This is a genomic window from Nostoc sp. FACHB-190 (assembly GCF_014696905.1).
Classification (GTDB): Bacteria; Cyanobacteriota; Cyanobacteriia; order Cyanobacteriales; family Nostocaceae; genus Nostoc_B.
Window position 1 is genome coordinate 618,484 of sequence record NZ_JACJQW010000001.1, and the last position, 24,544, is coordinate 643,027.

Below are 24,544 nucleotides of genomic sequence, written 5' to 3' on the forward strand. Positions count from 1 at the left end.
TTTTACTTTATCAAGATAGCGTTGACTAGTTGACTGAAGGACAAATCCATCTGCATCCATCTGCGGTTAATTATTTTTGTTTGTACCTCACTAGGTTAAGAAAGGCTGTAATCTTTTAATTATTGCTCTCTTGGGACGGTTCCACAGGTAAAGTAATTGTAAATGTGGCTCCTGTTCCTAGTTGACTTTCGAGAGTCACTTCTCCAGCGTGAGCCTCTACAATAGCTTGAACTATAGATAATCCTAACCCGGCTCCTTCAGAACGACGGCGACTGTTTGCCGCACGCGCAAAACGCTCAAAAATTCTTTTTTGGTCTACTTTAGCAATACCCTCACCAGTATCGCTAACCCAAAAGCAAATTTTACCGTGACGAATAGCCGAACCCAGGGTGATGGTATCAGTAGTTTTTGTATGCTGTGTAGCATTCTGCACTAAATTCATTACAGCCTGAGTCAAACGCTGGCGATCTGCAACAATTTTACCTTTAGCAGTGGCTCTTAGTTGCCAGTTGCGATCGCCCAAAGCTTGAACCTTCACAAACAGTTCTTCAATTAAGGCGCAAACATCAACTGTTTCTAAACATAAAAAATCAGGACGTTCCGCCTTTGCCAGTAAACTTAAATCATTCACAAATCGGTTCATCCGTTCTAATTCATCCATGACTAAAGCTAGAGTTTCTTTTATTTCTTCTGGGTCATCACCCATCAACTCTAAATGACCACGAATAATCGTAATTGGTGTACGTAATTCATGCCCCGCGTCATTAATAAAATTACGTTGGCTAATAAAAGCAGCTTCCAACCTATCCATCATTTCATTAAAAGTAGCTGTTAATTCTGCAAGTTCACCCTCACCAACTATAGAAAGGCGTTGATTTAAATCAGACTCGCTAATATTCCGTGCAGTTTGAGTTAACAAGCGTAAAGGTGCAAGAATTCTTCCTGAAGCAAACCAAGCTAAAACTAAAGCTAATAATATAATTCCTACACTTACAGGAATAATCACACTGATAGCTTCTCCCACCTCGCCATGTTCCCCGGCTGTAGTGTGGGCAATAACAAATACTCCGATAACTTCTCCGTTAATTTTCACAGGTTGAGCCAAATAAATAATATTCCCAACACTGCTACCCGGAATTATTTTTTCCCCTTCCTCTGGTTGAGTTAAGTTTGACCAATAGCGAATTAGTTTTGAGTCTCTACTCAGTTCTTTTGGTCTACCTCTAGGGCTAGATTTGTAAAATTTACCTTCTGTTAGCGCAATTAAAAAAGTATCGTCTTCAGGAATTTGATTTACCAAAAAAGCATCAAAAAAATCTTTTAATTCATCTAAAGATTTGGGAGCTTTAATTAAGCGGTTATCTGCTTCTCTTAAAAGATTAATTGTCTCATCTGCTTCCCTATTTTCGAGATAATCTAAGAATTGAGGTTTACCATTAACTAATTCTAAAAAAATCCCCATCTTTTCATTAATTTCCTTATGCACCCGCCTATCAACTTGGGCATATAAAAAATAACGAAATACTGGCACAAAAAAGATAAATATAAAACATAAAATGAGAAAATACCAAAAAAGTATTTGAGTACGTGTTGCCCAAAACAGACCCTTAAAATTTTTTAAAAGGCTAGTTTTGACTTCTTGTTGATGGTGTTTAATTTTTCTCATTGTCAAACAACAATGCGACAGATAAATTATCTATAAAAACCTTATCTGTCGCATTTTTACTATTGATGATTTTCTTGAGTATACGATAAACAGATAAAAGTTTAATGAGAAATTTCTCATGTTCGCAGACGATAACCCATACCTCTGACAGTTTCAATGAGGTGGTTGCCGAGTTTTTTTCGCAAATATCCTACATAAACATCGACAATATTAGAACCTGGGTCATAGTCGTAACCCCACACCCTATCTAACAATTGTTCACGGCTTAAAACTTGTCCGGGGTGGCGAAAGAAAGTTTCTGCCAGGGTAAACTCCCGTGCTGGTAATTCTACAGTGTTATTACCCACTTTTACTTTACGCGATCGCAAATCTAAAACTACATTTCCCACCTTCAGCACCATCTCATCAGTACCTTGGTTACTAACACTGTTGCGTAATCGCGCTTTTACCCGTACTAATAATTCTTCAAAGCGAAAAGGCTTAGTAATATAGTCATCAGCACCAGCTTCAAAACCTGCAACTTTATCTTGAATATCATCACGCGCAGTCAAAATAATTACAGGAAAATTCTCACCTTGTCCGCGTATTTCTTCTAAAACACCCAAGCCGTCCTTACCCGGTAGTCCTAAATCCAAAATCATCAAGTCAAAAGCACTACCTAAAGCCATTTCCGTAGCTGAACGTGCATCAACCGCCACAGACGTTGTAAAACCGTGAGAACGCAATCCTTTCTCAATAAAAGCGGCAATTCTGGGTTCATCCTCCGCAATAAGAATTCTATTCATCTGATGCACCTACTTTTCTGAGTTTTAAAGGTAAGACATCGGTAAATGTACCACCTGTTCCCAAGAGGATTTTTTAGTTAACATTGCTGAATTTTCATTTATGCTACTTACTAGCCTTCGGTGTAAAGATTAAATAAGTTCCTCCCAAACCTTCTACAATAGTGCGTGTATTTGCTTCCAACATTTTTTGATAACTATTAGCATCACTATTGGCATCTCCAAGACCATCAGTATAAAGTTCCCTTTCCGAAACTCTGACTTCTGCTGTTTGGGCTATCGATTGAATTAACTGTTTATTAATATTTTTCTCAGCAAAAATAGTTGGTATTTTAGCTTGTTGAATATTTTTAACTAAACTATTTAACTGCCTATCTGTTGGTTGATTTTCGGGATTAATACCAGCCAATACCCCCACTAAAGTCATCCCATAGGCTTTAGCATAATAAGCCAGTGCATTATGACTGATAACTAATTCACGTTTATCACTAGGAATACTAGCAATTCTGGTTTTTATCCAACTATCTAATTGAGTTAATTCACTTTTAATTTGTTTAGTATTTTGATTATAAATTGCTGCATTATTAGGCTCTAGCTTTTTCAGGTTATTGTTAATAACATCAACCATTTTGATGCCATTTTTCGGATTGTGCCAAATATGGGGGTCGATAACTCTTTTGCCATCTTCAATAAATCTTTGTGGTTTTGGCACTGCTAACTGATTCACAGCTATTTTTGGTGCAGTATTACTACTTGATTTTATAGTTTTGATCAAGCCTGGTTCAAAATTATAGCCATTATAGAAAATCAGATTAGCTTGGTCGATAGTTTCCTTATCTGCGGCTTTTGGTTGATAGTTATGGGGGTCTGTACCTGGGGGAATTAAACAAGCAAGGTTGACTGTATTTTCAGCAACTTGTTTGATTAAGTCACACAATATACTGGTTGTAGCAACAACTTTGGGTAGATTTTCATCTGCTGTTGTCGTTTGTGTAAAGGAAGTTTGAGTCGCTTGTCTTGTACAACCAACCAAGCCAATCAAAAAACTAACGCAAGCAGCCCGTAACAAAGTATTAAATAGCAATTTATTGAGCATAATCAAGGGCTAGTAGCTTTCCTGAATAAATTTAACAATAATCATTATTATTAAATAACAGTGAAATATTAAATATTCAGGAATAAGCCATAAAATAAGTAAACTTTTATCAATAAATACTCTGTCTCCCTTGTTGTTAAGTAAAAAACAAAATGCCAGAAAAAATTATGAGACCATTTCAGACTTCAGACTTCGTTTGACCAGATAATTAATTCGCCTTGTTCACCACCTGCGGCGAGAAACTTGCCTTGAGAATGCCAAGCTAAGGTGGAAAAACCGGCGGTAGCACCTGTGAGAATTTGAGATACTTGTGCTGCTTCTGACCACAAACACAATAAACCATCAGCGCCGGCGGAGGCTAATAAGAAGCTGTGGGGTGCAAATGCGATCGCATTAATCACATCCACATGATTAGTCAACACTCGCGCTTCCCAACCCAAAGACTCATCCTCTAACTTTTCCCAGACGACAATACCCTCAACACTGGAAGAAGCCAGAATAGGCGCACCCAGTTCGGTAGTAGCTTCCGACCATGCCAACTGCCGAATCTTACCAGGAAAGCCACGCATAATCCACGGGTCGGGGTTGCCCCATTCCAATACCGTGACGCTGCGATCCATATTACCGGAAGCCAGATATTTGCTATCAGGCGACCAACCCATAGCTACACTGACAGTTGGCATAGCCAGAAAATAGGGTTCTTCATCCCAGTTTTGACTATGCCAAATCTTGACTCCTTGATAGCCGCTAATTGCTAAATACTGGCCATCGCTGCGCCAATCTATCCCTAAAACGGAGGAGTTATCAAAATTCAAGGTGACGACTATCTCACCCAAATCGGCATCCCAGACTTGCACGTAACGCCCCAAACTAAAAGCCAGTAAGTTACTAGTATGATTCCAAGCCAACTTATCTACCCAGGCTGGTGCATTTTCTAAGGTGGCGATGAGTTCCTGTTCCCGCCAAATTTTGACTTGTCCATCCTGTCCACCAACGGCTAAAAATTTGCCATCAGCCGAAAAAGCCACACAGTCTACAGATTTACCACTACCACTTTGCAACTCTATGGCATTGCCATCATTCCATAGCACCACCTCGCCAGCCGCAGATGTCGCCGCGAGAATTTCACCTCCAGGAGACCAAGCTAATGCTGTGACGTAATCTGACAGCATCCCGGAATCATATATAGCAAATTCTGAGGATTGGTTAGTTGTCAAGTTCATTTTTATCTGCGTTTATCCGCGTTCATCTGCGGTTAATTTTATCTAAATCTCAATTCAGCGAGAAGTTGTGATGAGGGTTTTCCTGCGGGTAAACTTCGGTGACTCAGCACTTTTAAGAAAAATGGGGTAATTCTTTTTCAGAACTACCCCAAATCCAAATTTTAGATGATTACCGCAGTTGATTAAGCAAAGGCGGCAGTTTTCACATCATTATTTGCCAAAATTTCTTGCAATTCTTCAGCATCTACTGTTTCTTTATCAACTAGCATTTGGGCTAACTGATCAAGAATGTGACGGTTGTTGACTAATACTTCTTTGGCGCGGATGTAGGCTGTATCTACGAGTTTCCGCACTTCTTCGTCAATGGCAGCAGCAGTTTCTTCGGAAAAGTCGCGCTCTGACATAATATCGCGTCCGAGGAACATATTACCTTGTTGACGACCCAGAGCAACAGGCCCCAAGCGATCGCTCATGCCAAAGCGAGTGATCATTTGACGGGCTACTCTTGCTACCTGTTGTAGGTCATTAGAAGCACCTGTAGTTACTTCTTCTTCACCAAAGATGATTTCTTCGGCTAAACGACCACCTAATGCCACAGCCATCTGATTTTCCAGATAGGAGCGACTGTATAAACCTGTGTCCATCCGGTCTTCGCTGGGGGTGAACCAAGTTAAACCACCGGCACGACCGCGAGGAATAATACTAATCTTTTGTACTGGGTCATAGTCGGGCATCAATGCACCAACTAAGGCGTGACCAGCTTCGTGATAAGCTACCAAGGTCTTGCGTTTTTCGCTCATTACCCGGTCTTTCTTTTCTGGGCCAGCTAACACGCGATCGATGGCATCATTGATTTCATCCATCGAAATTTCGGTTAAGTTGCGGCGGGCTGCCAAAATTGCGGCTTCGTTGAGCAAGTTAGATAAATCTGCACCAGTAAAACCAGGTGTCCGACGGGCAATTTTATCCAAGTCCACATCTTTGGCTAAGGTTTTGCCACGGGCGTGAACTTTCAGGATTTCGCTACGTCCGGCGTAGTCGGGACGGTCTACTACAACTTGACGGTCGAAGCGACCAGGACGTAATAAAGCTGCGTCTAATACGTCGGGACGGTTGGTAGCAGCAATGATGATGATGCCAGTGTTGCCTTCAAAACCATCCATTTCGGTGAGTAACTGGTTGAGGGTTTGTTCCCGTTCATCGTTACCACCGCCTAAACCAGCACCCCGTTGACGACCAACTGCGTCAATTTCATCGATGAAGACGATACAAGGAGCGTTAGATTTAGCTTGCTCAAATAAATCACGGACGCGGGAAGCACCCACACCCACGAACATTTCTACAAATTCAGAACCAGAGATAGAGAAGAAAGGTACACCAGCTTCCCCAGCTACAGCACGAGCGAGGAGGGTTTTACCTGTACCTGGAGGCCCTACTAATAATACTCCTTTAGGAATTTTGGCACCGACAGCAGTAAAGCGATCGGCGTTTTTCAGAAAGTCTACAACTTCATTTAATTCAAGTTTGGCTTGGTCAATCCCCGCAACATCACCAAATGTAACTTGAGTTTGGGGTTCCATCTGCACTCGCGCTTTGGATTTACCAAAGTTCATGGCTTGGCTACCGGGGCCACTTTGAGCGCGGCGGAGTAAGAAAAATAAACCAACTAACAGCAGTACAGGGAAAAATAAACTGCTCAGTGCTTTAAACCAAAAGCCTTCATCGGTTTGAGGCAATACAGAAATATCAACGCCTTTAGAGGTAAGAGTGTTAATCAGGTCGGGGTCGTTAACTAAGGTAACTTTAATTTGGCTACCGTCCTGAGATTTAACAATGGCTGTGGAACGATCTGCACTCAGCCTAACTTGTGTAACTTTACCTTTTTCAACTTCTTGAATAAATTGACTGTAGCGCCATGTTTGTGTGTTTTGGGGTTGTTTGTCAAAGAATGCTGTTCCCAGCGCAATGACAACAATAAACAGTAGTGCGTACAGCCCCGCATTTCTCCATCTTTTATTCACTGAGGTCTATCTCCTGTATTTTCTGTGCTTTCGCGGAGTGTCTCTGTATGAGAGGGGATTATTAAGAATTATGTTAACTTATTTTAAGGTATCTCAAAATGGTACGGCTGTCATGCTAAAAAGCCTCCTAATTTGTAGAAAATTTGCATGGTTGGGATTATATTGTAGCGACCCTGAAGCTTGCTCAACGGTATGAATCGGGATAATTTCTACCACACTATTAGTGTAGGCGATCGCTTCAAATCCCGTGACTAACTGGGGTGTCCAAGGTTCCTCTCGCACTTGTAGCTGTTGATTTTGCAGCCATTGGATAATTTGCGATCGCCCAATTCCGGGTAAAATCCCTACATATTCGGGCGGTGTCCACCAACAATTATCTCGCCATCCCCAAAGATTGCCAGTGGTGGTTTCTAGCCAATTACCCGCCCCATCAACTAAAATCGCTTCTTGGGCGGCTAAATTCTGCACACTATTTTTCGCTAACCAAGCACCCAAATAATTACCTGTTTTATGAGAAGGCAAGTTGCGGGAAAATTGAGGTTGTGCAATGGCGCATTTCACCCCATACTGTTGTTTTTCTAATAAATCTGCTGGTAAATTTCTGCCAATTATCCATTCCCTACCATCAGGAAACAAGGTAATTCTGAGAACGGGGAAATGTTGGATGAGAAATTGTGCGCCTTGATATATGCGCTGCCAGTCTGGTTGTTGCCAAGCAAAAAATTGTAAACTCAACTTCAGGCGATCGCAGTGTGCCTGCCAGTTGCTTAAACTACTATCGAGAGAATTTTCATAAACCCGCAGTGTAGTAAATATCGTTGCGCCATAAAGTAACCCCGGATCGTTAATATCTAATTCCAGGGTTTGAGATTCGATTAATTTGCCGTTATACCAATAAATAGGTTTACCCACTCTAGTCAACCCAAAAAATTCTCTTTCTATCTCTTCTCTTTGCGTTCTTTGCGCTCTTTGTGGTTCGTTTTAATTTCTGGCGCATCGACGTGATAGCGTCTTCCCGCAGGGTAGGACACAAAGAAAAGATTATTTTAGTGAGATTTTGTGTAAATTTTCATCAAGATAGATCATCTCCAGTTTCTGGTGAATTGAGCCAATAACCAAATTCTTCCAGAAAGGAATCGTTTAATATTGCTTGGCGAATCTTCTGGGTGAACCGAATTAGTTCGGTGATATTGTGAATGCTGAGTAAAGTGTAGGCTAAAATTTCTTGCGATCGCACCAAATGAGAAATATACGCCCGGCTAAAATTTTGACAAGCATAACAAGGGCAAGTTTCATCTAATGGTGCAAAATCTTCACGGAACTTAGCATTTTTTAAATTCCAGCGTTCGCCTTGCACTATTGCTGTACCATGTCTCGCCCAACGAGTCGGAATGACGCAATCAAATAAGTCTATACCAGAAGCGATCGCGATCGCCATTTCCCGGTAAGTCCCCACACCCATCAAATAACGGGGCTTTTCTGGTGGTAATAATGGTGCAGTGGCTTGGACAATTTGAGCCATTAATTCTGCGGGTTCGCCTACACTCACACCACCAATAGCATATCCAGGCAAATCTAACTTAGCCAACTCCACAGCCGCTTGGGAACGCAAATCTAAATACACGCCCCCTTGCACAATTCCAAATAATGCCTGATCTTGACGTTTATGGGCGGCTATACAACGTTCTAGCCAACGGTAAGTCCTTTGAGTAGCAGTTTCTACTTCTTGGCGAGTGGCGGGGTAAGGCGGACATTCATCAAATGCCATAATCACATCCGCCCCTAAAGTATTCTGAATCTCTATGGAACGTTCTGGAGTTAAATTGATAATCTGCCCATCGTGAGGCGAGCGAAAAGTTACACCCTCTTCCGTAATTTTCCGCATCTCACTCAAGCTGAATACTTGAAACCCACCAGAATCGGTGAGCATCGGCCCATCCCAGCCCATAAACTTATGCAAGCCACCACCACCAGCGACAATTGCTTCCCCTGGTTGCAAATGCAAGTGATAAGTATTAGATAAGACCATCTGTGCGCCAGTGTCTTTCAACTGGGCAGGTGTGACTGTTTTGACATTGGCTAATGTCCCCACAGGCATAAATCTGGGGGTTTCCACAGCACCATGCGGCGTGTAAAATATCCCGGCTCTGGCCTTTGTTTGGCTACAACGAGCTAAGGATTGAAAAGAGAAATTATCGCTCAAAGTAAAAATTAGATAACTATACTAAGTGATTGTCATTTGTCCTTGGTTATAGCAATTATTAATCGTCTTGGTTTATCTGAACGCAAAACTTTGTGCCTCGACTCATGACAGATGACAATTCTAAAACGAATCAGTGCAGTCATCATCCATTTCTGCATCCCATTTAGCAGAGAGTACTTGTTCCATCATGGCTTCGATGGCGCTGACATTAAAGGTTTTCTCTCGACGCTCTTGGATGGGGGTAGTGAGGGGTATTAAGCGCAGACACATTCCTTCTTGCATCAAATCAAAGCAAGTTTCTTGTTGGGATAACTGCTTTAATTCAATATAATCAAAACTATACACGTTCAAATAAAGCGCACTGTTAGCTACTAAAGTCGAACGCTGGGGATTTGCGAATACTTCTATGACATCTCCTTCACCCTCGCTGACTACCTGCTCTCCGTGGGTGTACATATAGTGAACTCGACCTAAATCAGAAAGTAATCGCCGCATGTCGAGTTTATTCACAATCACGCCCGTGTTAACAATGCACGGAGCCGGTATCCTGGTATCGGGTAGATGATGACTCATAGGAAATTTAAAGAGAGGAAAAAGATGAGAACGCAGCTAAAAAAACTTAAATTAATAGCTTAATTAGTTCCCTACATTTAAAAAATATCAATTTTGTGGGGCGATCGCTTCAATACTCTCGATCTAATTTGTTAGCTAATGAATACACAAAATGCTGTACTAGCTTTACGTTGTTAAATTTATTTTTTTATGTTATTATTGCAAGCTAAAAAATTTAGCTTAACGAGTCCAGCATAACAAAATTTTTCAGCCGAGTCTGTAAACTAATAGCTATCTTATCCAAAGCTTTAAACTTATCTACTAGTGGTTGTACCACAGTAATCAATATTATCCCTGAAGCATTTCTGCTATAAAAGTAACTAAAATGACAAACTTTTTTCAGTGGTGGAAAACATCGCTGTCCAACTTCATAGCTAGTGTAATATTTTACAGTACTGTGCCTTTTCCTAATATTAATGGCTTAGATTTTCAGGCAGTATCTCAATTTGCACCACTAGTTGGATTAATAATTGGCGGACTTTTAGGGCTATTTGACACTGGTATGAATTATTTTGGCGTGCCAGTATTAACCCGCACAGCTTTAGTTATTTGTGCTTGGATTGCTTTGACTGGAGGATTACACTTAGATGGTGCAATGGATACATCGGATGGTTTAGCAGTAGGCAATCCCGAAAGGCGGTTGGAAGTGATGACAGATAGTGCCACCGGTGCGTTTGGGGCAATGGCAGCGATCGCCATAGTATTATTAAAAACCGTAGCCTTAACAGAAATTGAAACTCACCGTTGGTTAATCTTAATGGCCGCTTGCGGTTGGGGAAGGTGGGGACAACAACTAGCAATCTGGCGATATCCTTACCTTAAACCCACAGGTAAAGGTGCATTTCACAAAGCAGCTATTCGTTCCTACAAAGATGTCATTCCGGGACTGCTGTTACTGTTGAGTGTGGGTGGTTTGCTGTGGTTGATAGATAGCCAAAACCTATTTCTCCCACTCACAATGATACTAGCTGGCAGTGCGATCGCCTTTCTCACAGGTCTATGGTTTAATCACAAATTAGGCGGACACACAGGCGATACCTACGGCGCAGTCGTCGAATGGACAGAAGCCTTATTTCTCTGTGTGTTAACTGGATTTGAGTGAAACAAAAAAGCAATCTAACAGGACTTATGCAACTGGCAGATAGCGATCGCGAATTGATATAGGAATAAGGTTTGATTCCTGAATCTAGTTGTGTAGGTAGGGAGTAGGGAATAGGGAGTAGGGAGTAGGGAGTAGGAAAGAAGCCTGATCTGGGTGTACTGATTTTTTTTCAGAAATCAAATATGAGTCCTATAGCATATATGTATTGTTGAGTAAGTCCTAGTGTCAACCAAAATAAAAAACCTAGACTAAAAGTCTAGGTTTTTCAGTGTTAAATAAAAAATGATTCTGACAGTAATAATCGACATGAAAGCGGTCTAACAGATGCACACCTTTGTAACTAATGCAATGTGCTTTTTGATGATTAATTGGCATTAGTAAATTGAATCAGGTGAGAAGACCCACCTATTTCTACCAATTAGTTAGACGCTTTGAGCCAATTTTTTTGCGTTGGGACATTAACCCAATTCCTGCTACTAAGCCAAGACCAATTGCAGCAGATGGTTCAGGTACAGATGCTGGGTCGTAGTCATAAGTAACGGAAACAGTTCCTTTAGCAAATGTATTGATGAAACTTGCAACGTTACCAGAACCACTAACATTTGAGGTAGCTAAAGCGGAGAATAAGAAGTTTAGGTTGCCAGTACCAATAAAAGACTGCAACATTTGGCTATCTGTAATAGTCTTTTGGTCTGATTGGGTCGCATTCAGCCCTTGAAGACTGTTCCCAGAGGGTGGAGCAAAATCTAAAAAACCATCAAATGCAGGAACAGCTTGAAATGTTTGGGATGTTTGAGGGCTGATGTTAAATAAAGAGGTGTTTCCTAATCTGAGGTTAGCATTACTGCTAAGAGTAACAGTAATGTCTGTGGGAGACTCGCCTAAATTTTCAAAACCAGTACTACCTTGGATATCGCTAATAAATTGTAATGTTACTCCTTTCAATGTACCAAGAGTAGCATCAAACTTCTGGATATTAATGGCTTCATTGGTAATATTGGTTCTCCTAAAGTTTGTGGAGCCAGTATATGAGAGTGAAGCTGCGTTTGCTGCGCCTGCGGTGGCTACGATACCTGCTACGGTGGTAGCTGCTGCTAGAGTTTGGAATAGTTTTGTTGTCATGGAAATTTATCTTCTCAAACTGGATAAACGCAAGATTGCTACATTATTTCTAACTTGTAGTTTTTGGTTCTTGGCTTGCTAAATCTACCGAAATTTCTGTGAAGCTTTGATTAGGAAAAAACCCGGATAAATCTAGCTTTGAGAAATATATATAAAGTTGTATTAAGGTTGGCAAATTAGATAGAGTATTGCTAGAGCCTTGTTGGACTATCAAAAAGTGTCAGAAGTTTTGCCAAACCACAACTCTTTCAAAGCCGTAAATTCTCATGAATAAAGTATTTTTTTATACATATCTTGATGATGAAAATGGATAAACAGCTAGTATGATGAGCATAAAAACTAGTTTGCATCTTAAAAATTTAAAATTTCTATAGGTGTAATTAGGCACTATCTATGATTTGTAAATCCGCTTTATTGCGTATGTAAGTGTGAAAAAGCGAGTACAGTAATGACTCAGCAATTTCAATTGAGAGGTCGATTAACAAGCGCCACAATTGTAGATAAAGGGACTTCAGAAAAATACTGTTGCTGAAACTGTTCTTCGCTGACTGCGGACAGAAATTGAGTAACGGCTGTATCTACTAGGTGCGGTGAAATTGTTTGAGGATTTTGGCTGATTTGTAAATAACGGTCTTGTCTGGTAGCTATAAATCCGCAATGTTTCAAAGCTTTGATGCCTAGTAGTAAGCTGCGATCGCATATACCTAATTTTCCTAGTAGTTGCGTGCGAGTAACTAGCTGCTGTGTACGACTCAGATATTTAGCTATGCCAACTAGAGTCTGCCAAATTTCTTGCGGTGGTTGTAGGTGAGGTTTAGACCAAGCTAGGACTAGTTGTTGATGATTGTAAAGTGAGCGTTGCCACCAAATACGTATTTGATCCCAGCTAGTGGGGCATTGTTCTAAGATAAGTGGGGAGTTGGGAGTTGGGAGTGGGGAGTTGGGAGTGGGTCGGTTGCGCCAGTCGAGGATTTGTGTTGAATATTGTTGACTGAGTTCTGAGTCATTGCTGGGACGGACGGCAATTAATCTGATTTCATAGCGTTTTTTGAAACTGTTGTAATCTAATTCGACGATGCAATCAGCTTTGCCTACAGGTAATTCATCTTTGTAATGTCCCCACCACACACCAGGAAAAGGATTTTTAGTAGAGTCATCCCGAATATTAAAATCGGTTTTAATGTACTGTACTTTTTTTCCTTGCCAGTCTTGCTGATTACGATGCCAAGCGTTTTCAAACCAGCAGTTTTGAATGAGGAGTTTTGGGGCTGGGTTTCCCATCCCGCAAGGTTCTAGTAGTTTCAGTTCTAAGAATAATTCTTTGCCCAAGTCTGCTACCGTGACTTTTAAATCTACCTGAACTGTAGGCATTAATTCTGTACTACCCAAAGATTGCCGCAGCTGCTGATTAATTGCTTGGGTAAATAAAGGAATATTCTCGACTGGTAAACTCAAACCCGCAGCGTAGGGATGTCCACCAAAGCGATGTAATAAATGTGCTTGGTCTTTGACGAGTTGATATAAATCAACAGAATTGATGGAACGGGCTGAACCACGGGCTAGTACAAGTGCTGAGTGCTGAGTGCTGAGTGCTGAGTTTTGAGTCCCCGAACTTTGCTCAACGGGGGGAACCCCCGCACGCAACTTCTCGCTGAGTGCTGAGTGCTGAGTGCTGAGTGCTGAGTTAGAAGATAAAGGAGCTAATTCTTCCCCTGCTCCCCTGCTCCCCTGCTCCCCTGCTAATTCAGTGCTTAACAAAATTGTGGGACGGCCTGTTTCTTGGGCTACTTGTCCGGCGACTAAGCCTAATACACCGGCTGGCCATTGGGGATCTTCGAGGACGATGACACTGGTTGTTGATAAATCTAATTGGGTGAGTTTTTGGGCTACTTGGGTTTGGACATCTTTTTGTAATGACTTACGGCGAGTGTTGGCAAGTTCTGTCTCTTCAGCCAATTGATTGCAGTGTTTGGCATCGCGGCTAGTCAGTAATTCTACGCAAAAACTGGCATCGCCTTGAATGCGGCTAACTGCGTTGATGCGCGGCCCCAAACCAAAGGAAATATCTGTGGGGCGATCGCCACTTTTTTGGCACAATTCTAATAATCGTCCTACCCCTGGTCTGCGTCGTGCTGTGGGTGGTTGTTTAAAATCTGCTTGTAAACGTTGGATTCCCAATTGTGCTAAGTACCGACAATCTCCTTTGAGTTGTACCAAGTCAGCAATTAATCCGACTGCGACTAAATCTAATAAATTTTCCAGTGCATCTTGCGGAATATTAGGCAGAGTTTGATAAAGTGCTTCTACTAACTTGTAAGCAACTGCTACCCCAGAAAGATGAAATAACGGATGTTCGCTTGGTAAATAACGGGGGTTAATAATTGCTGTAACTGGTGGACGTTGGGCGGGTAAAGTGTGATGGTCGGTAACAATGACATCTATACCTAACTGTTTAGCATAGATAATTTCATCAATATTTGTGCTACCAGTATCACAAGTAACTATTAATTTAAAATTTTGTTTCGCTAAATTCTCAATTCCTGAATTGTTCAGTCCGTGAGATTCTCTGAGGCGATTGGGAATGTAATAAGTTAAATGTGTATGTTGCTGAAAAAACTGCCCCAAGCCATCCCATAACACCGCAGTGGAAGTGATACCATCAGCATCAAAATCTCCCCAAATCGCCACTTTTTCACCAAGCTTACGTGCTTGTTGTAATCTGGTTACTGCTAGGTGCATTTCTTCCCCAAATTCAAAGGGATTAGCAGGTTGATAATTTTGATAGTTAACAAAAGTGGCTAGTTGTTGAGAATCTTGAATACCTCTTTGCCACAATAATTGTGCTGCATATAGTCCACTAGATGTAGGTGTGTGCTGCTTTACTGCTGCAATAAACCAATCTGGAGGTTGTTCAGTAGGTGCTAAAATCCACTGCATTTTGTCAATAGCCAATAGTTATTTGTTACTTTAAATTTTCTATTCTCTACTCCCTACTTTTGGTCTTCAATAATTGGGGATTCGTTTACTAAAGGATTGAGGACTAATTCATTCGCAACGCCATCAGATTTTCGGGGGCGAATTGTGGGACGCGATCGCCTGTAACCTGCTCTTTCGGCTTTTTGATGTTCGTAATCAATCAGCCTACCATAATGTGGGTGTTTACTTAAATTCATCGACAAGAAAATATGTTGACGAATATTACCAAAACCTTTGCGATTAAAAAATTTAACTGCGGCTACATTGGTGGGGTCAGTATCTACTAACATGAATCTTGCACCATCTTCAATCATGCGGGCAACGACTTTATCAACTAGTTTATCTGCTACTCCCTGACGCTGATAGTTTGGGTTAACTCCCAGCCACAAAATATAACCATAAGTCCAAGATGCTTTAGTTATAATTGTTCCTAAAATAAATCCCGCTAGTTCTCCGCTAGTTTCAGCGACTAAGCAATATTCTGGGTCTGTATTATAAAGTCCAATTACTTCCCATTCATCCCAAGTGCGGTAGAGGTATGGATACAAATCGCTGGTGAATAATTCTTCACCCAAATGATATACAGGGGCGATATCATCAATTCCTAATTCGCGGACATAAATTGCGTCGCTTTCATCAAATGTAGTCATAAGTTAGATAATAAGAATTATAAGTTTCGCGCAAAGGCGCAAAAAAACAACGTAAATTTACAGTGTGACTTCTTGAATGTTATCAATATTTACTAATGGATATATTACTGTATCTTCACCTGATTGTATACGTTGACAACGAACGGCAAACTGGCAGTAATTACAGACTTTACTAGTCTCGATAACTTGTGGGAATGGCTGACTTTTTTGATAAAGTTTTAGCCAAGTAGTTAGATTATTTAATAGCTGATTGAGTTTTTTTGCTGTTTGCTGATGTTGCTTATTATCGTAGGTGTATTTTATATTTTGTGGTCTACCTTCAGACTGAACAAACCAGTAAGTCATTGAGATATTTTCTGGCAAGTATTCGCTGGTTTCGGCTAAGACGTACATATAAAGGCGTGTTTGCCAGTTTTGGGCTAATTTGCGTTTATCTGGTGGTTTGGGATAGGTTTTCCAATCTAAAATTTGCGCTTGCTGGTTATCGGCAATTAATAAATCGTAGATAACAGTTAGTAAATAATCTTGAACTTGTAAGGTACGATAGTGTTCGCTTTCGCGGAAAATTTGATTATTTGTTGTAGGCGTTACAATATCTGGCGCAGCATTAGCAAATGCAGACATCCACTTTTGTAGTTGGGCATCGGCTTGTAATAAACTATCAATTGGTAAACCGATTTCTCGCTGCTGCATGAGTAAGTGAAACCGACTACCTAAAGTTTGTCTTTCCTCGTGTTCTGGATCTGCGGGAGAATTGAGTTGCTCTAAATAGGTATGCTGAAACTGACGGGGACAACGTTCTAATAAGTTGAGTTGTCCTTGGGATAGTCTTAATAAATTAGGAGAAGTTGATAGCATTGTTCTATTATAGATTTAGCTGCGATCGCCTTGCTGAACCCTATTTTATTTGTAATAATTTTTATCTGGGTTTTCCCTTAACAAATATCCAAAAATTTAACTCAAAGCTTCACTCAACAATTCGCGGTGCATTAAGGCTTTATCGACTAAAGATTGGATTTTTTCAGGCGGAAGTGGCTCACCATTGGCGTAATATTCCAGCCAAGTTTTACTAATTAGATTTGCGTCATCTGGTAAATCTTCTAAATCCCAGCCAGGTATTGCTAAATCTTCCATCAAACGATTGACTTTGGGATCGTAACTCAGTGCAAAACAGCGACAACCTTCAGCCGCAGCCATAATTAAACTGTGTAACCGCATTCCAATTGTCATTTCCACACCACGATATACACCTCTTAAAAGCTGTGGATCTTCTAGACACAATATTTGGCTAACATCAGCAAGCTGGGGTTGAATGGCTTGGGCAATGCCTAAATCTTCACTTTTTTGAAATGGCAGTAATAAAATGAATGCTTGGGTGGCTTTTTGAAAATCTACTAATGCTTTGGTGAGGTTGGCTAGGCGGGTTGGGGTGAGTTGAGGGTGCGATCGCAATGTTACAGCAACTCTCGGCGTAGGTAAATCTTGAAGTTCGGGAACTGGTTTTCCTTGTAGCGCCCAAACAGGATCAGGTGCGATGATGTGGGGAATTTGCCAATCTGATAATAAAGCCGCACTGGCGCGATCGCGGACACTAACTTTGGTACAACCAGCAAAATTTCGCTTTGCTAACCAGCGCGTTTGCGGACGCACTAAAGGGCCGATACCTTGCGCCCAAGCAATGGTTTTTAAATTCATTGTTTGCGCCAATGTCATCAATCCCCCATAATACAGAGGGCTAATGGTGCTGGTGACATCTTGAATTAAACTACCACCGCCCCAAATCAAAGCATCGCAGGAACGTAAAGCTTGCAGCACAGGTACTATAGCCATCCGGTTGTAAGTTTCTACATTGTAGCGATCGCGCGTTTCTTCGGGATTACCAGAAAGCACCACAGGCGTAACATGAGATGGCAACATTTGTAAAAGTGTCGCCAGTAAAGCTTCATCACCACCGTTACCTTTGCCATAATAACCAGACAATAACGCCCGCATAGTTCCCATCTTCAGAATTTGGATTTTAGATTATCAACTTTTTCTCAACAGTTCCTAGTATGTCAGCCATCTTGTCAATCAAAGAGGAATTTCCTTGTGGGAAGATTGAAGAACAGAAGAAAGAATCAGAGGAAGATTAACTTTTGACTGTTGACTGTTGACTTTTGACTTATTTATGCACGCCCTATCAATTCCCACTTGGATTATTCACATTTCTAGCGTTATTGAGTGGATTGCCGCGATTTGGTTAATCTGGACTTACGGCGAACTCACTGGTAATCGTAGTTGGTGGGGATTGTCCCTGGCTATGTTACCAGCTTTGGTGAGTGCTATGTGTGCTTGTACTTGGCATTATTTTGACAATGCAGAATCTCTAGAATGGCTGGTAACTTTGCAAGCTACCATGACTTTAGTTGGTAATTTTACACTGTGGGCAGCTGCGGTATGGATTTGGCGTTCCAGCAAGTCTGCCAAAAATGTCACAGATAATGTTGCAGTCTCATCTATTAAATCAAAACCATGATCTCAAAAGAAACCCTGTTTGCCCTTTCCCTGTTTCCCTATTTGGGTTTCTTGTGGTTTCTTAGCCGCAGTCAACAAGTACCCAGGTTAGCATTGTATGGATTTTACGGCACACTTGTATTTGTCGGTGTTACCATCCCCGCAGGTATTTACGCCAAAGTTCATTATGGCGAAGCTTTGGCAAATGTAGACTGGCTACATGGGGGTGCGGAAGTCTTTTTAACCCTATCTAACATCTTGCTGGTGATTGGTTTTCGCCAAGCTGTGAAAGAGAGGTTAGAGGCTAGAGATTAGAGGCTAGACCCGAATTTCTCACGTATGGGTAGGGAGTGTGGAGAGAGAGGGGAGTGTGGCTTTCAAGGGCAGGTTTTTAAACCTTCGATAAATAGTTGAGAATATTCTCAATTATGAAACGTAGTTTTAACTGTTCAGACAATAATTTTGGTTTTAAAAGCCCAAAAATTTGTCTAATAAAAAAAGCCTGCCCTTGAAAGGGGGAGTGTGGGGAGTGTGGGGGGAAAGATTTTTTCACCATCCTCCCACACTTCCCACCCCCCTGGATTTCTCACAAGAGAGAAATCCAGGTAGAGACTAGAGGTTAGGGATTCTCAGCACTTTGTCATACCACATTGCCTGATAAAAGCATTTCCCTGATCTCTTCTGTCTCCTTACCCCTAGCCTCTACTCCCTACTTTGATATGCTTATTTTGAACGACAGTAATTGAGATAGTTGAATGTACATTCAGTTTCGTGAATTTAATCCGTTTGATGTCTGGATTTGGTTGCAGTTTAGTACCATTCCTTCACAACGGGAAAAAGAATATATAGAAGAAGTTTTTAATTCCTGGTTTTACTTGGGTAAGTTGGGCGCGTTTAATGCGGAAAATTTGCAAGTCCAAGAAACAGGGCTAGAAATTAGCTATATGGATTATGATGTACAGGGCTATGACAAAAGCTTGTTAGCTTTGATGCACAACATGGGTGAGATTGAGTACGAAGGACAATGGGCGCGTTGCTGGTTTGACTTGGGAACTAGTGATGCGATCGCTTTAGATATTTTAATCAACGCCCTCACCCAGCTTAGTGAAGAATATGTCACTATTGAACAATTGTATATTGGCGGCGAAAATGAAGATTGGCCTGTGGAAGATAGCGAAAGCCGTTCTTACTCCATATACGATAATTAGTAACAAGAATGAGTAAATCAGGGGAAATTCGGGTCATAGCTTTAGGACTAATTCGGGATGGCGATCGCATTTTTGTTTCTGAAGGCTATGATCCTGCAAAGCAGTCCACATTTTATCGCGCCTTGGGTGGTGGCGTTGATTTTGGTGAAACTAGTTATGCAGCTTTACAGCGAGAATTTCAAGAAGAAATTCAAGCTGAATTAACTAACATTCGCTATTTGGGTTGTATTGAAAACTTATTTATCTATAACAATCGGCAAGGGCATGAAATCATTCAACTTTATCAATGCGATTTTGCTGATTCTAAGTTTTATCAACTAGAAAGTTTAATGTTTTCGGAATCAGGAACCCATCATCATCGAGCGTTGTGGGTAGATATTGCCCGTTGCAAATCTGGCGAACTGCGGTTAGTTCCAGAGGAATTTTTTAATTATTTATAGCAGAAGGCAGGTAATAGGTGACAGGTTACAGGTTATAGAGTAGAAATTGAGAAATCAACTCTCATCACCTTAACTGAACTGTATTGATTTATAAAGCCAAGATTTTTTCGAGAGTAGTTACAAGCGATCGCAAAACCCAACAAAGTCTAGACTTTGTTGGGTTTCGTTAATTTAACAATTTACATTTGTAGCAATTTAAGTTCCAGGACGAGAGCGGAGATGATCTGGGATATGATGGCGATCGCCTAATATTTCTAACAATGGCCCATGAACATCAAATTTCACCATACTTACCGACGCGACCAAAATATTCACGCGATAGCGATAGCGTCCTAAATCAATTCCCAGTAAACTGCAAAGCAAAATCCGAATGGTGGCTTTATGGGAAACTACTAACACATTACCTGCGGGATGCTTTTCTTGAATTTCCGCAATTACAGGCATCGAACGGTTAGCAATATCTACTGCTGTTTCGCCACCTTTGGGTGCGTTCCAAGCAGGTTCTGTCAGCCATTTTACATAGTTTTCACTATAATTATCTTGAGCAAAAGATTTACTCTTAGCTTCCCATTCGCCATAACTACCTTCTCTCAGTCCATCACGCAACTGCATATCTATACCAGTAGCATCACAAAATGGTTTTGCTGTGGCAATTGTGCGTTTCATCGGGCTAACATAAGCTGCTTCCCACTTCAATTTCTGATAAACATTGGCAAAACTTTCTGCCATCTGTCTTCCTTCTTCTGTCAATTCGGCATCAGTTTTACCGCAGAAATTACCACTTTGACTAAAAGTAGTTTCGCCATGTCGCAGTAAATATAAATTGAGCGTCATAAATTATATTGCAGTTGCGATAAAAGAGTTTGTGTAACTATAAAGTACCATCAATCTCACAATTGAGTATGTAACACCAGGACAAAGTAATCAACCAAAAAAGTCAATCAAATACAATCAGGACTTACGCAACTAGCATATTGTTTCTGTAGGGTGTGTGACGCAACGAGAAGATTTAAACGTAGTTCTCAGATTTATAGCGTCACGCACCAACCACCAATTGTGACACTTACGTAAGTCCCTCCTAATATCTACTCATATCGATGTTTTTTCGATTTAATCACTTCAATTACATCATCATGACGTTGCCCTTCGATAATGTCACTTAAATGAATTTTGCCATCAATATATTGCAGATGAATCCGCCAGCCAGATAATTTATCGATATCGGCGCGGTAAATTGCTTGTTTAATACCTTTAACTTTCCGCAGTCTGGTTTTAGGAAAAGTTCTAGTTCTGTGACATTCGTTATCTTCTAATTCTGCTAAAGCTTCTAAAAAATCAATTTTCAATTCATCTGGCAAAATTTTCATCGCTTCATAAATTACACCATGCTCATCAAAAAGTGGTTTAATCTGTGGCATCAGCTAGAGTGAACCTCAACTTCTTGATTTTGCATACTAAAATCTTGGTAGAGATACTCAGCTACAGAATTATATGCTTGAGTAGCATCTTCTGTACTGACAACTCTAAATAAGGTGATGACTGTTGTATCAAAAATTGGGTCATCATCTATGGTAAGTATGATTCTGATTTCTTTATCGATGATTAAGGCATAAAGGGAAGAATCATACTCAGTATTAAATTTAATATTTTTTAATTTAAATGCTTGATTTTCTAGTAAGTTTCTCTTTTTAGAAATTAGGTCAACATAACGATTTAATTTCTTAACAATTTTAAATTTCTCTCTATTGTTAAATTTTTCCAAGTCTTTTTCAAATGCTTTAGTTGATTCAATGAGTATTTCCATTTAATTAATGCTTGAATCAGAATAGGAAACTAAGTTTAATATAGCTGATAATTATCGATATTTGAAGTGTGATTGGTAGCGGTTATAAATATAGTAATCTTATTTGATTGGTGAGAATCGAGAGGCTCAGATCCCCGACTTCTTCAAGAAGTCGGGGATCTTTTGGTTCACGAATGATGTAGGAATGCCATAGTGTAAAGCACAATACATAAACTTTAGAGGCTAAATATGTTTGGTTAACTTAAGATTTGCGAGCAAGTTCAAAGACGGTTTCTACTAATTTATCTAAATCAAGTGGCTTAGAAATGTGGTGTTGAAAACCGACAGATAAAGAACGCTGTTGGTCTTCTATTCTGGCATAGGCGGAAAGCGCGATCGCACCTATTTTGCCGCCTTTGTCTGTTGGTAAGGAGCGAATCTGTTGAATGAGTGTATGGCCATCCATATCGGGCATTCCAATATCACTGATGAAGACATCTGGTTGAAACGATTCCAGGGAAGCTAAAACTTCTGCCGCACGGGTTACAGCTAATATCTCTGCACCGTATTGTTCCAGTACTGCTGTGACTAATTCTCGCGCATCGGGTTCATCATCGACAATTAAGACTTTAATTCCGGTTAAATCTAGTTCTGGTGTTGATAATTCATCAGGTTGACTCCGCACTGATGTAGTAGCTAACAAGGGCAATTTAACTGTGAATGTCGCCCCTAATCCTTCACCGGGGCTGTCGGCTTGAATTGTACCGCCGTGAGCTTCCAGCAAATAGCGCACAATGGCTAACCCCAACCCCAATCCACCATATTTACGAGTTGTTGAAGCATCTTCTTGGCGGAATGATTCAAAAATATGGGGCAGAAAATCAGGTTTGATGCCTTTACCTGTATCGCTGATGGTGATTTGTGCTTGATGATCAACACGCTGTAATTGCACATCGACTCGTCCACCAGCCGGGGTAAATTTAATGGCATTCGATAGCAGATTCCAGAAAATTTGCTGTAGTCGTGCCGAATCACCGGATACTTGCCCAATTTGGGGCATGGTGGAATGTAACAAAATTGACTTGGCGATGGCGGCTGTTCTGACTGTATCCAGTGCGGCTTCTAAGACAAATACTAAATTTACGGGAGCCTCATCTATGTTGAGTTTGCCCCGCAAAATCTTCGCCACATCTAGCAAATCATCAATTAATTGACACTGTAATTTAGCGTTACGTTCAATGGTGGCTAAAGCTTCGGCGGTTTTCGCGGCATCAAATTGGCGGGTTTGCAGCAGTTTTGCCCAACCTAAAATCGGGTTGAGGGGCGATCGCAATTCGTGAGAGAGAATGGCTAAAAATTCATCTTTGATGCGGTTGGCGCGTTCGGCTTCGGCTCTGGCTAGTTGTTCTTTTTCTAACAGCAAACTACGTTCTTCTTCCGCTTGCTTTTGTTCAGTAATGTCAGTATTTGTGCCAAACCAACGTAATATTTCACCCTGCTGATCACGGATGGGAATAGCACGGGACAAAAACCAACGATACTCCCCATCATTGCCCCGCAGGGGAAAGGTATCTTCCCAGGCTTCACCTGTTGTTAAACAGTGGCGGAAGTGTTGGATTACCCGATTTAAATGATCGGGATGGTGGATTTTTTGCCAGCCCCATCCCTGCATTTCTTCTAGAGTTGTACCTGTGTAATCAAACCAGCGTTGGTTATACCAAAATATCCAGCCGCTTGCATCCGCCATCCAGGCAAATTGCGACATATTATCAGCCAGGGTGCGGAAGCGTTCTTCACTGTCTTGCAGTGATTGTTCGGCTTGTTTGCGATGGGTGATATCTCTCCAGGTGGCAATAAAGCCATCCCCAAATTTCGCCACGCGGATATCAAATGCTCTAGTTAAATATTTCTCGCCATATTCATCACTGTAAATCAGGTTTTCTTTCATCAGTGACTGTCCGCTTTCAACTACCTGACAATATTCTGCAAACAACCCACTCTCTCGATGTCCTGGCAATAATTCACACAACCCCCGCCCAATTTGCTGTTCATAGCTCATGTGATTGTTGAGACAAGCTGCATGGTTAACATATTCCGTACGGAAATCGATAATCTCTCCTTGCTCGTTTCTGATGGCTGTGTAAATCCCCAAGCAATCTAAAATGTTTTCTACGGAAGTACGGAAGCGTTCTTCATTGGCTCGCAGTTCTGTTTCTACTTTTCGACGTTCAATTAATTCATGTTGTGTTTGCTGATAAAGTTCTGCTTGTCGTAGGGCGATACCCAGAGCAGTGGCTAATTCTTGGAGCAAATCAATTTCTAAAGGCTGCCATTGACGGGGAGCTTGACAATGATGCACAATCAGCATTCCCCACAGTTGTTGGTCTTGCAAAATCGGCACAACTATTTTGGACTGGACTTGTAAATTTGTTAACAATTCGATGTGCCAGGAATTGAGAGTGCCATCATAAATATTCGGTTTGACAGAGATTAATCCCTGATGAGCAAATTCAGTATAGTATTCTTTGAAACAAGGGTTATATAAGCAAGTAGACAACAGTGGTGTCCATCCTGCACCGACTGATTCGTTGGTAACAATGCCGCTATTATCTGGTTGCCAACGGACAATCACAACTCGATCTGTGTGGAGAAACTGTCTGACCTCGGTGACTGTTGTTTGCAGAATTTCCTGTAAATCTAAGGATTGATGAATTTTTTGGATAATTTGTGCTGTTAATCTTTCTCGCTTGATGCGCTGTTGTAATTGATTCCGCAACTGGACTGTTTCAATGGCTCCCTGAACTGCTCGTTGCAAAGTTGCTGGGGTGATGTGTTCTTTGACGAGATAATCTTGTGCGCCTGCTTTCATGACTTGGACAGCGATCGCTTCACTGCCTTGGCCTGTTACCATAATTACGGGTAATTCAGGCTGTTGGCTAAAAGCTTTTAACTGAGCGAGAAATTCTAAGCCATCCAAATCAGGCAAGCGATAATCCAGCAAAATCACATCTGGTTGTTGCTGGCAAAGTTCCAGGCCTTGACTCCCCAAGGTGGCTTCCCAAATATTGTAGGAGTAATCGCGATCGCGCAACAAACACTGCCGATAAAATTCTCGGTCTTCAGGAGAATCATCGACAATTAAGACGTTGCACCGAGCTTGAACCATG

At 41.1% G+C, this 24,544-nt stretch carries 22 protein-coding genes; 5 read left to right on the plus strand and 17 right to left on the minus strand.

The annotated features are described in order from the left end of the window. Positions 1 to 115 precede the first annotated feature (115 nt). From H6G28_RS02720 to H6G28_RS02755, 8 genes are all read right to left on the minus strand, one after another. Positions 116 to 1,666: a sensor histidine kinase gene (locus H6G28_RS02720; RefSeq protein ID WP_190668804.1), complete on the minus strand. Its 1,551-nt coding sequence runs from the start codon at positions 1,664 to 1,666 to the stop codon at positions 116 to 118. Between the two features lie 116 nt (positions 1,667 to 1,782). Then, positions 1,783 to 2,451 (minus strand): response regulator transcription factor, encoded by a 669-nt coding sequence (locus tag H6G28_RS02725; protein WP_190668806.1) that lies wholly within the window; start codon positions 2,449 to 2,451, stop codon positions 1,783 to 1,785. Between the two features lie 103 nt (positions 2,452 to 2,554). Further along, the gene (locus tag H6G28_RS02730) at positions 2,555 to 3,544 is read right to left on the minus strand and encodes a metal ABC transporter solute-binding protein, Zn/Mn family (protein WP_190587952.1); all 990 of its coding nucleotides are present in this window, start codon (positions 3,542 to 3,544) and stop codon (positions 2,555 to 2,557) included. Positions 3,545 to 3,729: 185 nt separating this feature from the next. Continuing rightward, entirely contained in the window at positions 3,730 to 4,767 is a 1,038-nt protein-coding gene (locus tag H6G28_RS02735) for a WD40 repeat domain-containing protein (RefSeq protein ID WP_190668808.1), read from the minus strand. 182 nt (positions 4,768 to 4,949) lie between these two features. Next, complete coding sequence (ftsH3, locus tag H6G28_RS02740) at positions 4,950 to 6,788, minus strand: ATP-dependent zinc metalloprotease FtsH3 (protein ID WP_190587950.1); 1,839 nt, start codon at positions 6,786 to 6,788, stop codon at positions 4,950 to 4,952. A gap of 93 nt (positions 6,789 to 6,881) precedes the next feature. After that, positions 6,882 to 7,688, minus strand: coding sequence for an aminotransferase class IV (locus tag H6G28_RS02745; RefSeq protein ID WP_190668888.1), 807 nt, complete (start codon positions 7,686 to 7,688; stop codon positions 6,882 to 6,884). Positions 7,689 to 7,860: 172 nt separating this feature from the next. Further along, positions 7,861 to 8,991, minus strand: a complete 1,131-nt coding sequence (gene tgt / locus H6G28_RS02750; protein WP_190668810.1) for a tRNA guanosine(34) transglycosylase Tgt — start codon at positions 8,989 to 8,991, stop codon at positions 7,861 to 7,863. A 120-nt stretch (positions 8,992 to 9,111) separates the two neighbouring features. Then, entirely contained in the window at positions 9,112 to 9,564 is a 453-nt protein-coding gene (locus tag H6G28_RS02755; RefSeq protein ID WP_190587948.1) for a hypothetical protein, read from the minus strand. 364 nt (positions 9,565 to 9,928) lie between these two features. On the opposite strand from H6G28_RS02755, the gene cobS reads away from it, so the two are divergent. Further along, entirely contained in the window at positions 9,929 to 10,705 is a 777-nt protein-coding gene (gene cobS / locus H6G28_RS02760; RefSeq protein WP_190668811.1) for an adenosylcobinamide-GDP ribazoletransferase, read from the plus strand. A gap of 411 nt (positions 10,706 to 11,116) precedes the next feature. On the opposite strand, the gene H6G28_RS02765 is transcribed toward cobS, so the two are convergent. From H6G28_RS02765 to csaB, 5 genes are all read right to left on the minus strand, one after another. Continuing rightward, a complete protein-coding gene (locus H6G28_RS02765) occupies positions 11,117 to 11,827 on the minus strand; it encodes a choice-of-anchor E domain-containing protein (protein WP_190668813.1) in 711 nt (236 codons plus the stop codon). A gap of 462 nt (positions 11,828 to 12,289) precedes the next feature. Further along, positions 12,290 to 14,764: a single-stranded-DNA-specific exonuclease RecJ gene (locus tag H6G28_RS02770; protein ID WP_190668890.1), complete on the minus strand. Its 2,475-nt coding sequence runs from the start codon at positions 14,762 to 14,764 to the stop codon at positions 12,290 to 12,292. Between the two features lie 53 nt (positions 14,765 to 14,817). Further along, positions 14,818 to 15,453 (minus strand): GNAT family N-acetyltransferase, encoded by a 636-nt coding sequence (locus H6G28_RS02775; RefSeq protein WP_190668815.1) that lies wholly within the window; start codon positions 15,451 to 15,453, stop codon positions 14,818 to 14,820. A gap of 57 nt (positions 15,454 to 15,510) precedes the next feature. Continuing rightward, entirely contained in the window at positions 15,511 to 16,311 is an 801-nt protein-coding gene (locus tag H6G28_RS02780) for a PD-(D/E)XK nuclease family protein (protein ID WP_190668817.1), read from the minus strand. A gap of 96 nt (positions 16,312 to 16,407) precedes the next feature. Then, positions 16,408 to 17,445 carry a polysaccharide pyruvyl transferase CsaB gene (csaB, locus tag H6G28_RS02785; protein ID WP_190668819.1) on the minus strand — a complete coding sequence of 346 codons (1,038 nt, stop codon included), beginning with the start codon at positions 17,443 to 17,445 and terminating at the stop codon, positions 16,408 to 16,410. A 175-nt stretch (positions 17,446 to 17,620) separates the two neighbouring features. Between csaB and H6G28_RS02790 the strand changes: the two genes are divergently transcribed. The 4 genes from H6G28_RS02790 to H6G28_RS02805 all read left to right on the plus strand — a co-directional run bounded on the left by H6G28_RS02790 (position 17,621) and on the right by H6G28_RS02805 (position 19,594). Further along, the gene (locus tag H6G28_RS02790; protein ID WP_190588311.1) at positions 17,621 to 17,968 is read left to right on the plus strand and encodes a DUF2499 domain-containing protein; all 348 of its coding nucleotides are present in this window, start codon (positions 17,621 to 17,623) and stop codon (positions 17,966 to 17,968) included. Continuing rightward, positions 17,965 to 18,261: a DUF3593 domain-containing protein gene (locus H6G28_RS02795; RefSeq protein WP_190668821.1), complete on the plus strand. Its 297-nt coding sequence runs from the start codon at positions 17,965 to 17,967 to the stop codon at positions 18,259 to 18,261. Before H6G28_RS02790 ends, H6G28_RS02795 begins: the two co-directional genes overlap by 4 nt. A 440-nt stretch (positions 18,262 to 18,701) precedes the next feature. Beyond that, positions 18,702 to 19,154, plus strand: a complete 453-nt coding sequence (locus H6G28_RS02800) for a DUF3531 family protein (RefSeq protein ID WP_190587941.1) — start codon at positions 18,702 to 18,704, stop codon at positions 19,152 to 19,154. A gap of 8 nt (positions 19,155 to 19,162) precedes the next feature. Continuing rightward, entirely contained in the window at positions 19,163 to 19,594 is a 432-nt protein-coding gene (locus H6G28_RS02805) for an NUDIX hydrolase (RefSeq protein ID WP_190587940.1), read from the plus strand. A gap of 195 nt (positions 19,595 to 19,789) precedes the next feature. On the opposite strand, the gene H6G28_RS02810 is transcribed toward H6G28_RS02805, so the two are convergent. The 4 genes from H6G28_RS02810 to H6G28_RS02825 form a co-directional block, all read right to left on the minus strand. Continuing rightward, entirely contained in the window at positions 19,790 to 20,428 is a 639-nt protein-coding gene (locus H6G28_RS02810) for a histidine phosphatase family protein (RefSeq protein ID WP_190587939.1), read from the minus strand. A 251-nt stretch (positions 20,429 to 20,679) separates the two neighbouring features. Next, the gene (locus H6G28_RS02815) at positions 20,680 to 21,012 is read right to left on the minus strand and encodes a hypothetical protein (protein ID WP_190587938.1); all 333 of its coding nucleotides are present in this window, start codon (positions 21,010 to 21,012) and stop codon (positions 20,680 to 20,682) included. Next, positions 21,012 to 21,398, minus strand: a complete 387-nt coding sequence (locus H6G28_RS02820) for a hypothetical protein (protein ID WP_190587937.1) — start codon at positions 21,396 to 21,398, stop codon at positions 21,012 to 21,014. Before H6G28_RS02820 ends, H6G28_RS02815 begins: the two co-directional genes overlap by 1 nt. A gap of 241 nt (positions 21,399 to 21,639) precedes the next feature. After that, a complete protein-coding gene (locus tag H6G28_RS02825; RefSeq protein WP_190668823.1) occupies positions 21,640 to 24,543 on the minus strand; it encodes a response regulator in 2,904 nt (967 codons plus the stop codon). Position 24,544 lies beyond the last annotated feature (1 nt).

Bases quoted from the DNA above. Each gene is read 5' to 3' on its own strand.
- H6G28_RS02800 (WP_190587941.1), top strand. From the start codon at position 18,702: ATGTACATTCAGTTTCGTGAATTTAATCCGTTTGATGTCTGGATTTGG.
- H6G28_RS02795 (WP_190668821.1), top strand. From the start codon at position 17,965: ATGATCTCAAAAGAAACCCTGTTTGCCCTTTCCCTGTTTCCCTATTTG.
- H6G28_RS02755 (WP_190587948.1), bottom strand. From the start codon at position 9,564: ATGAGTCATCATCTACCCGATACCAGGATACCGGCTCCGTGCATTGTT.
- H6G28_RS02730 (WP_190587952.1), bottom strand. From the start codon at position 3,544: ATGCTCAATAAATTGCTATTTAATACTTTGTTACGGGCTGCTTGCGTT.
- H6G28_RS02720 (WP_190668804.1), bottom strand. From the start codon at position 1,666: ATGAGAAAAATTAAACACCATCAACAAGAAGTCAAAACTAGCCTTTTA.
- H6G28_RS02805 (WP_190587940.1), top strand. From the start codon at position 19,163: ATGAGTAAATCAGGGGAAATTCGGGTCATAGCTTTAGGACTAATTCGG.
- H6G28_RS02780 (WP_190668817.1), bottom strand. From the start codon at position 16,311: ATGCTATCAACTTCTCCTAATTTATTAAGACTATCCCAAGGACAACTC.
- H6G28_RS02725 (WP_190668806.1), bottom strand. From the start codon at position 2,451: ATGAATAGAATTCTTATTGCGGAGGATGAACCCAGAATTGCCGCTTTT.
- H6G28_RS02810 (WP_190587939.1), bottom strand. From the start codon at position 20,428: ATGACGCTCAATTTATATTTACTGCGACATGGCGAAACTACTTTTAGT.
- cobS (WP_190668811.1), top strand. From the start codon at position 9,929: ATGACAAACTTTTTTCAGTGGTGGAAAACATCGCTGTCCAACTTCATA.
- H6G28_RS02770 (WP_190668890.1), bottom strand. From the start codon at position 14,764: ATGCAGTGGATTTTAGCACCTACTGAACAACCTCCAGATTGGTTTATT.
- H6G28_RS02790 (WP_190588311.1), top strand. From the start codon at position 17,621: ATGCACGCCCTATCAATTCCCACTTGGATTATTCACATTTCTAGCGTT.
- H6G28_RS02825 (WP_190668823.1), bottom strand. From the start codon at position 24,543: ATGGTTCAAGCTCGGTGCAACGTCTTAATTGTCGATGATTCTCCTGAA.
- H6G28_RS02735 (WP_190668808.1), bottom strand. From the start codon at position 4,767: ATGAACTTGACAACTAACCAATCCTCAGAATTTGCTATATATGATTCC.
- H6G28_RS02815 (WP_190587938.1), bottom strand. From the start codon at position 21,012: ATGCCACAGATTAAACCACTTTTTGATGAGCATGGTGTAATTTATGAA.
- H6G28_RS02765 (WP_190668813.1), bottom strand. From the start codon at position 11,827: ATGACAACAAAACTATTCCAAACTCTAGCAGCAGCTACCACCGTAGCA.
- csaB (WP_190668819.1), bottom strand. From the start codon at position 17,445: ATGCGGGCGTTATTGTCTGGTTATTATGGCAAAGGTAACGGTGGTGAT.
- H6G28_RS02775 (WP_190668815.1), bottom strand. From the start codon at position 15,453: ATGACTACATTTGATGAAAGCGACGCAATTTATGTCCGCGAATTAGGA.
- H6G28_RS02820 (WP_190587937.1), bottom strand. From the start codon at position 21,398: ATGGAAATACTCATTGAATCAACTAAAGCATTTGAAAAAGACTTGGAA.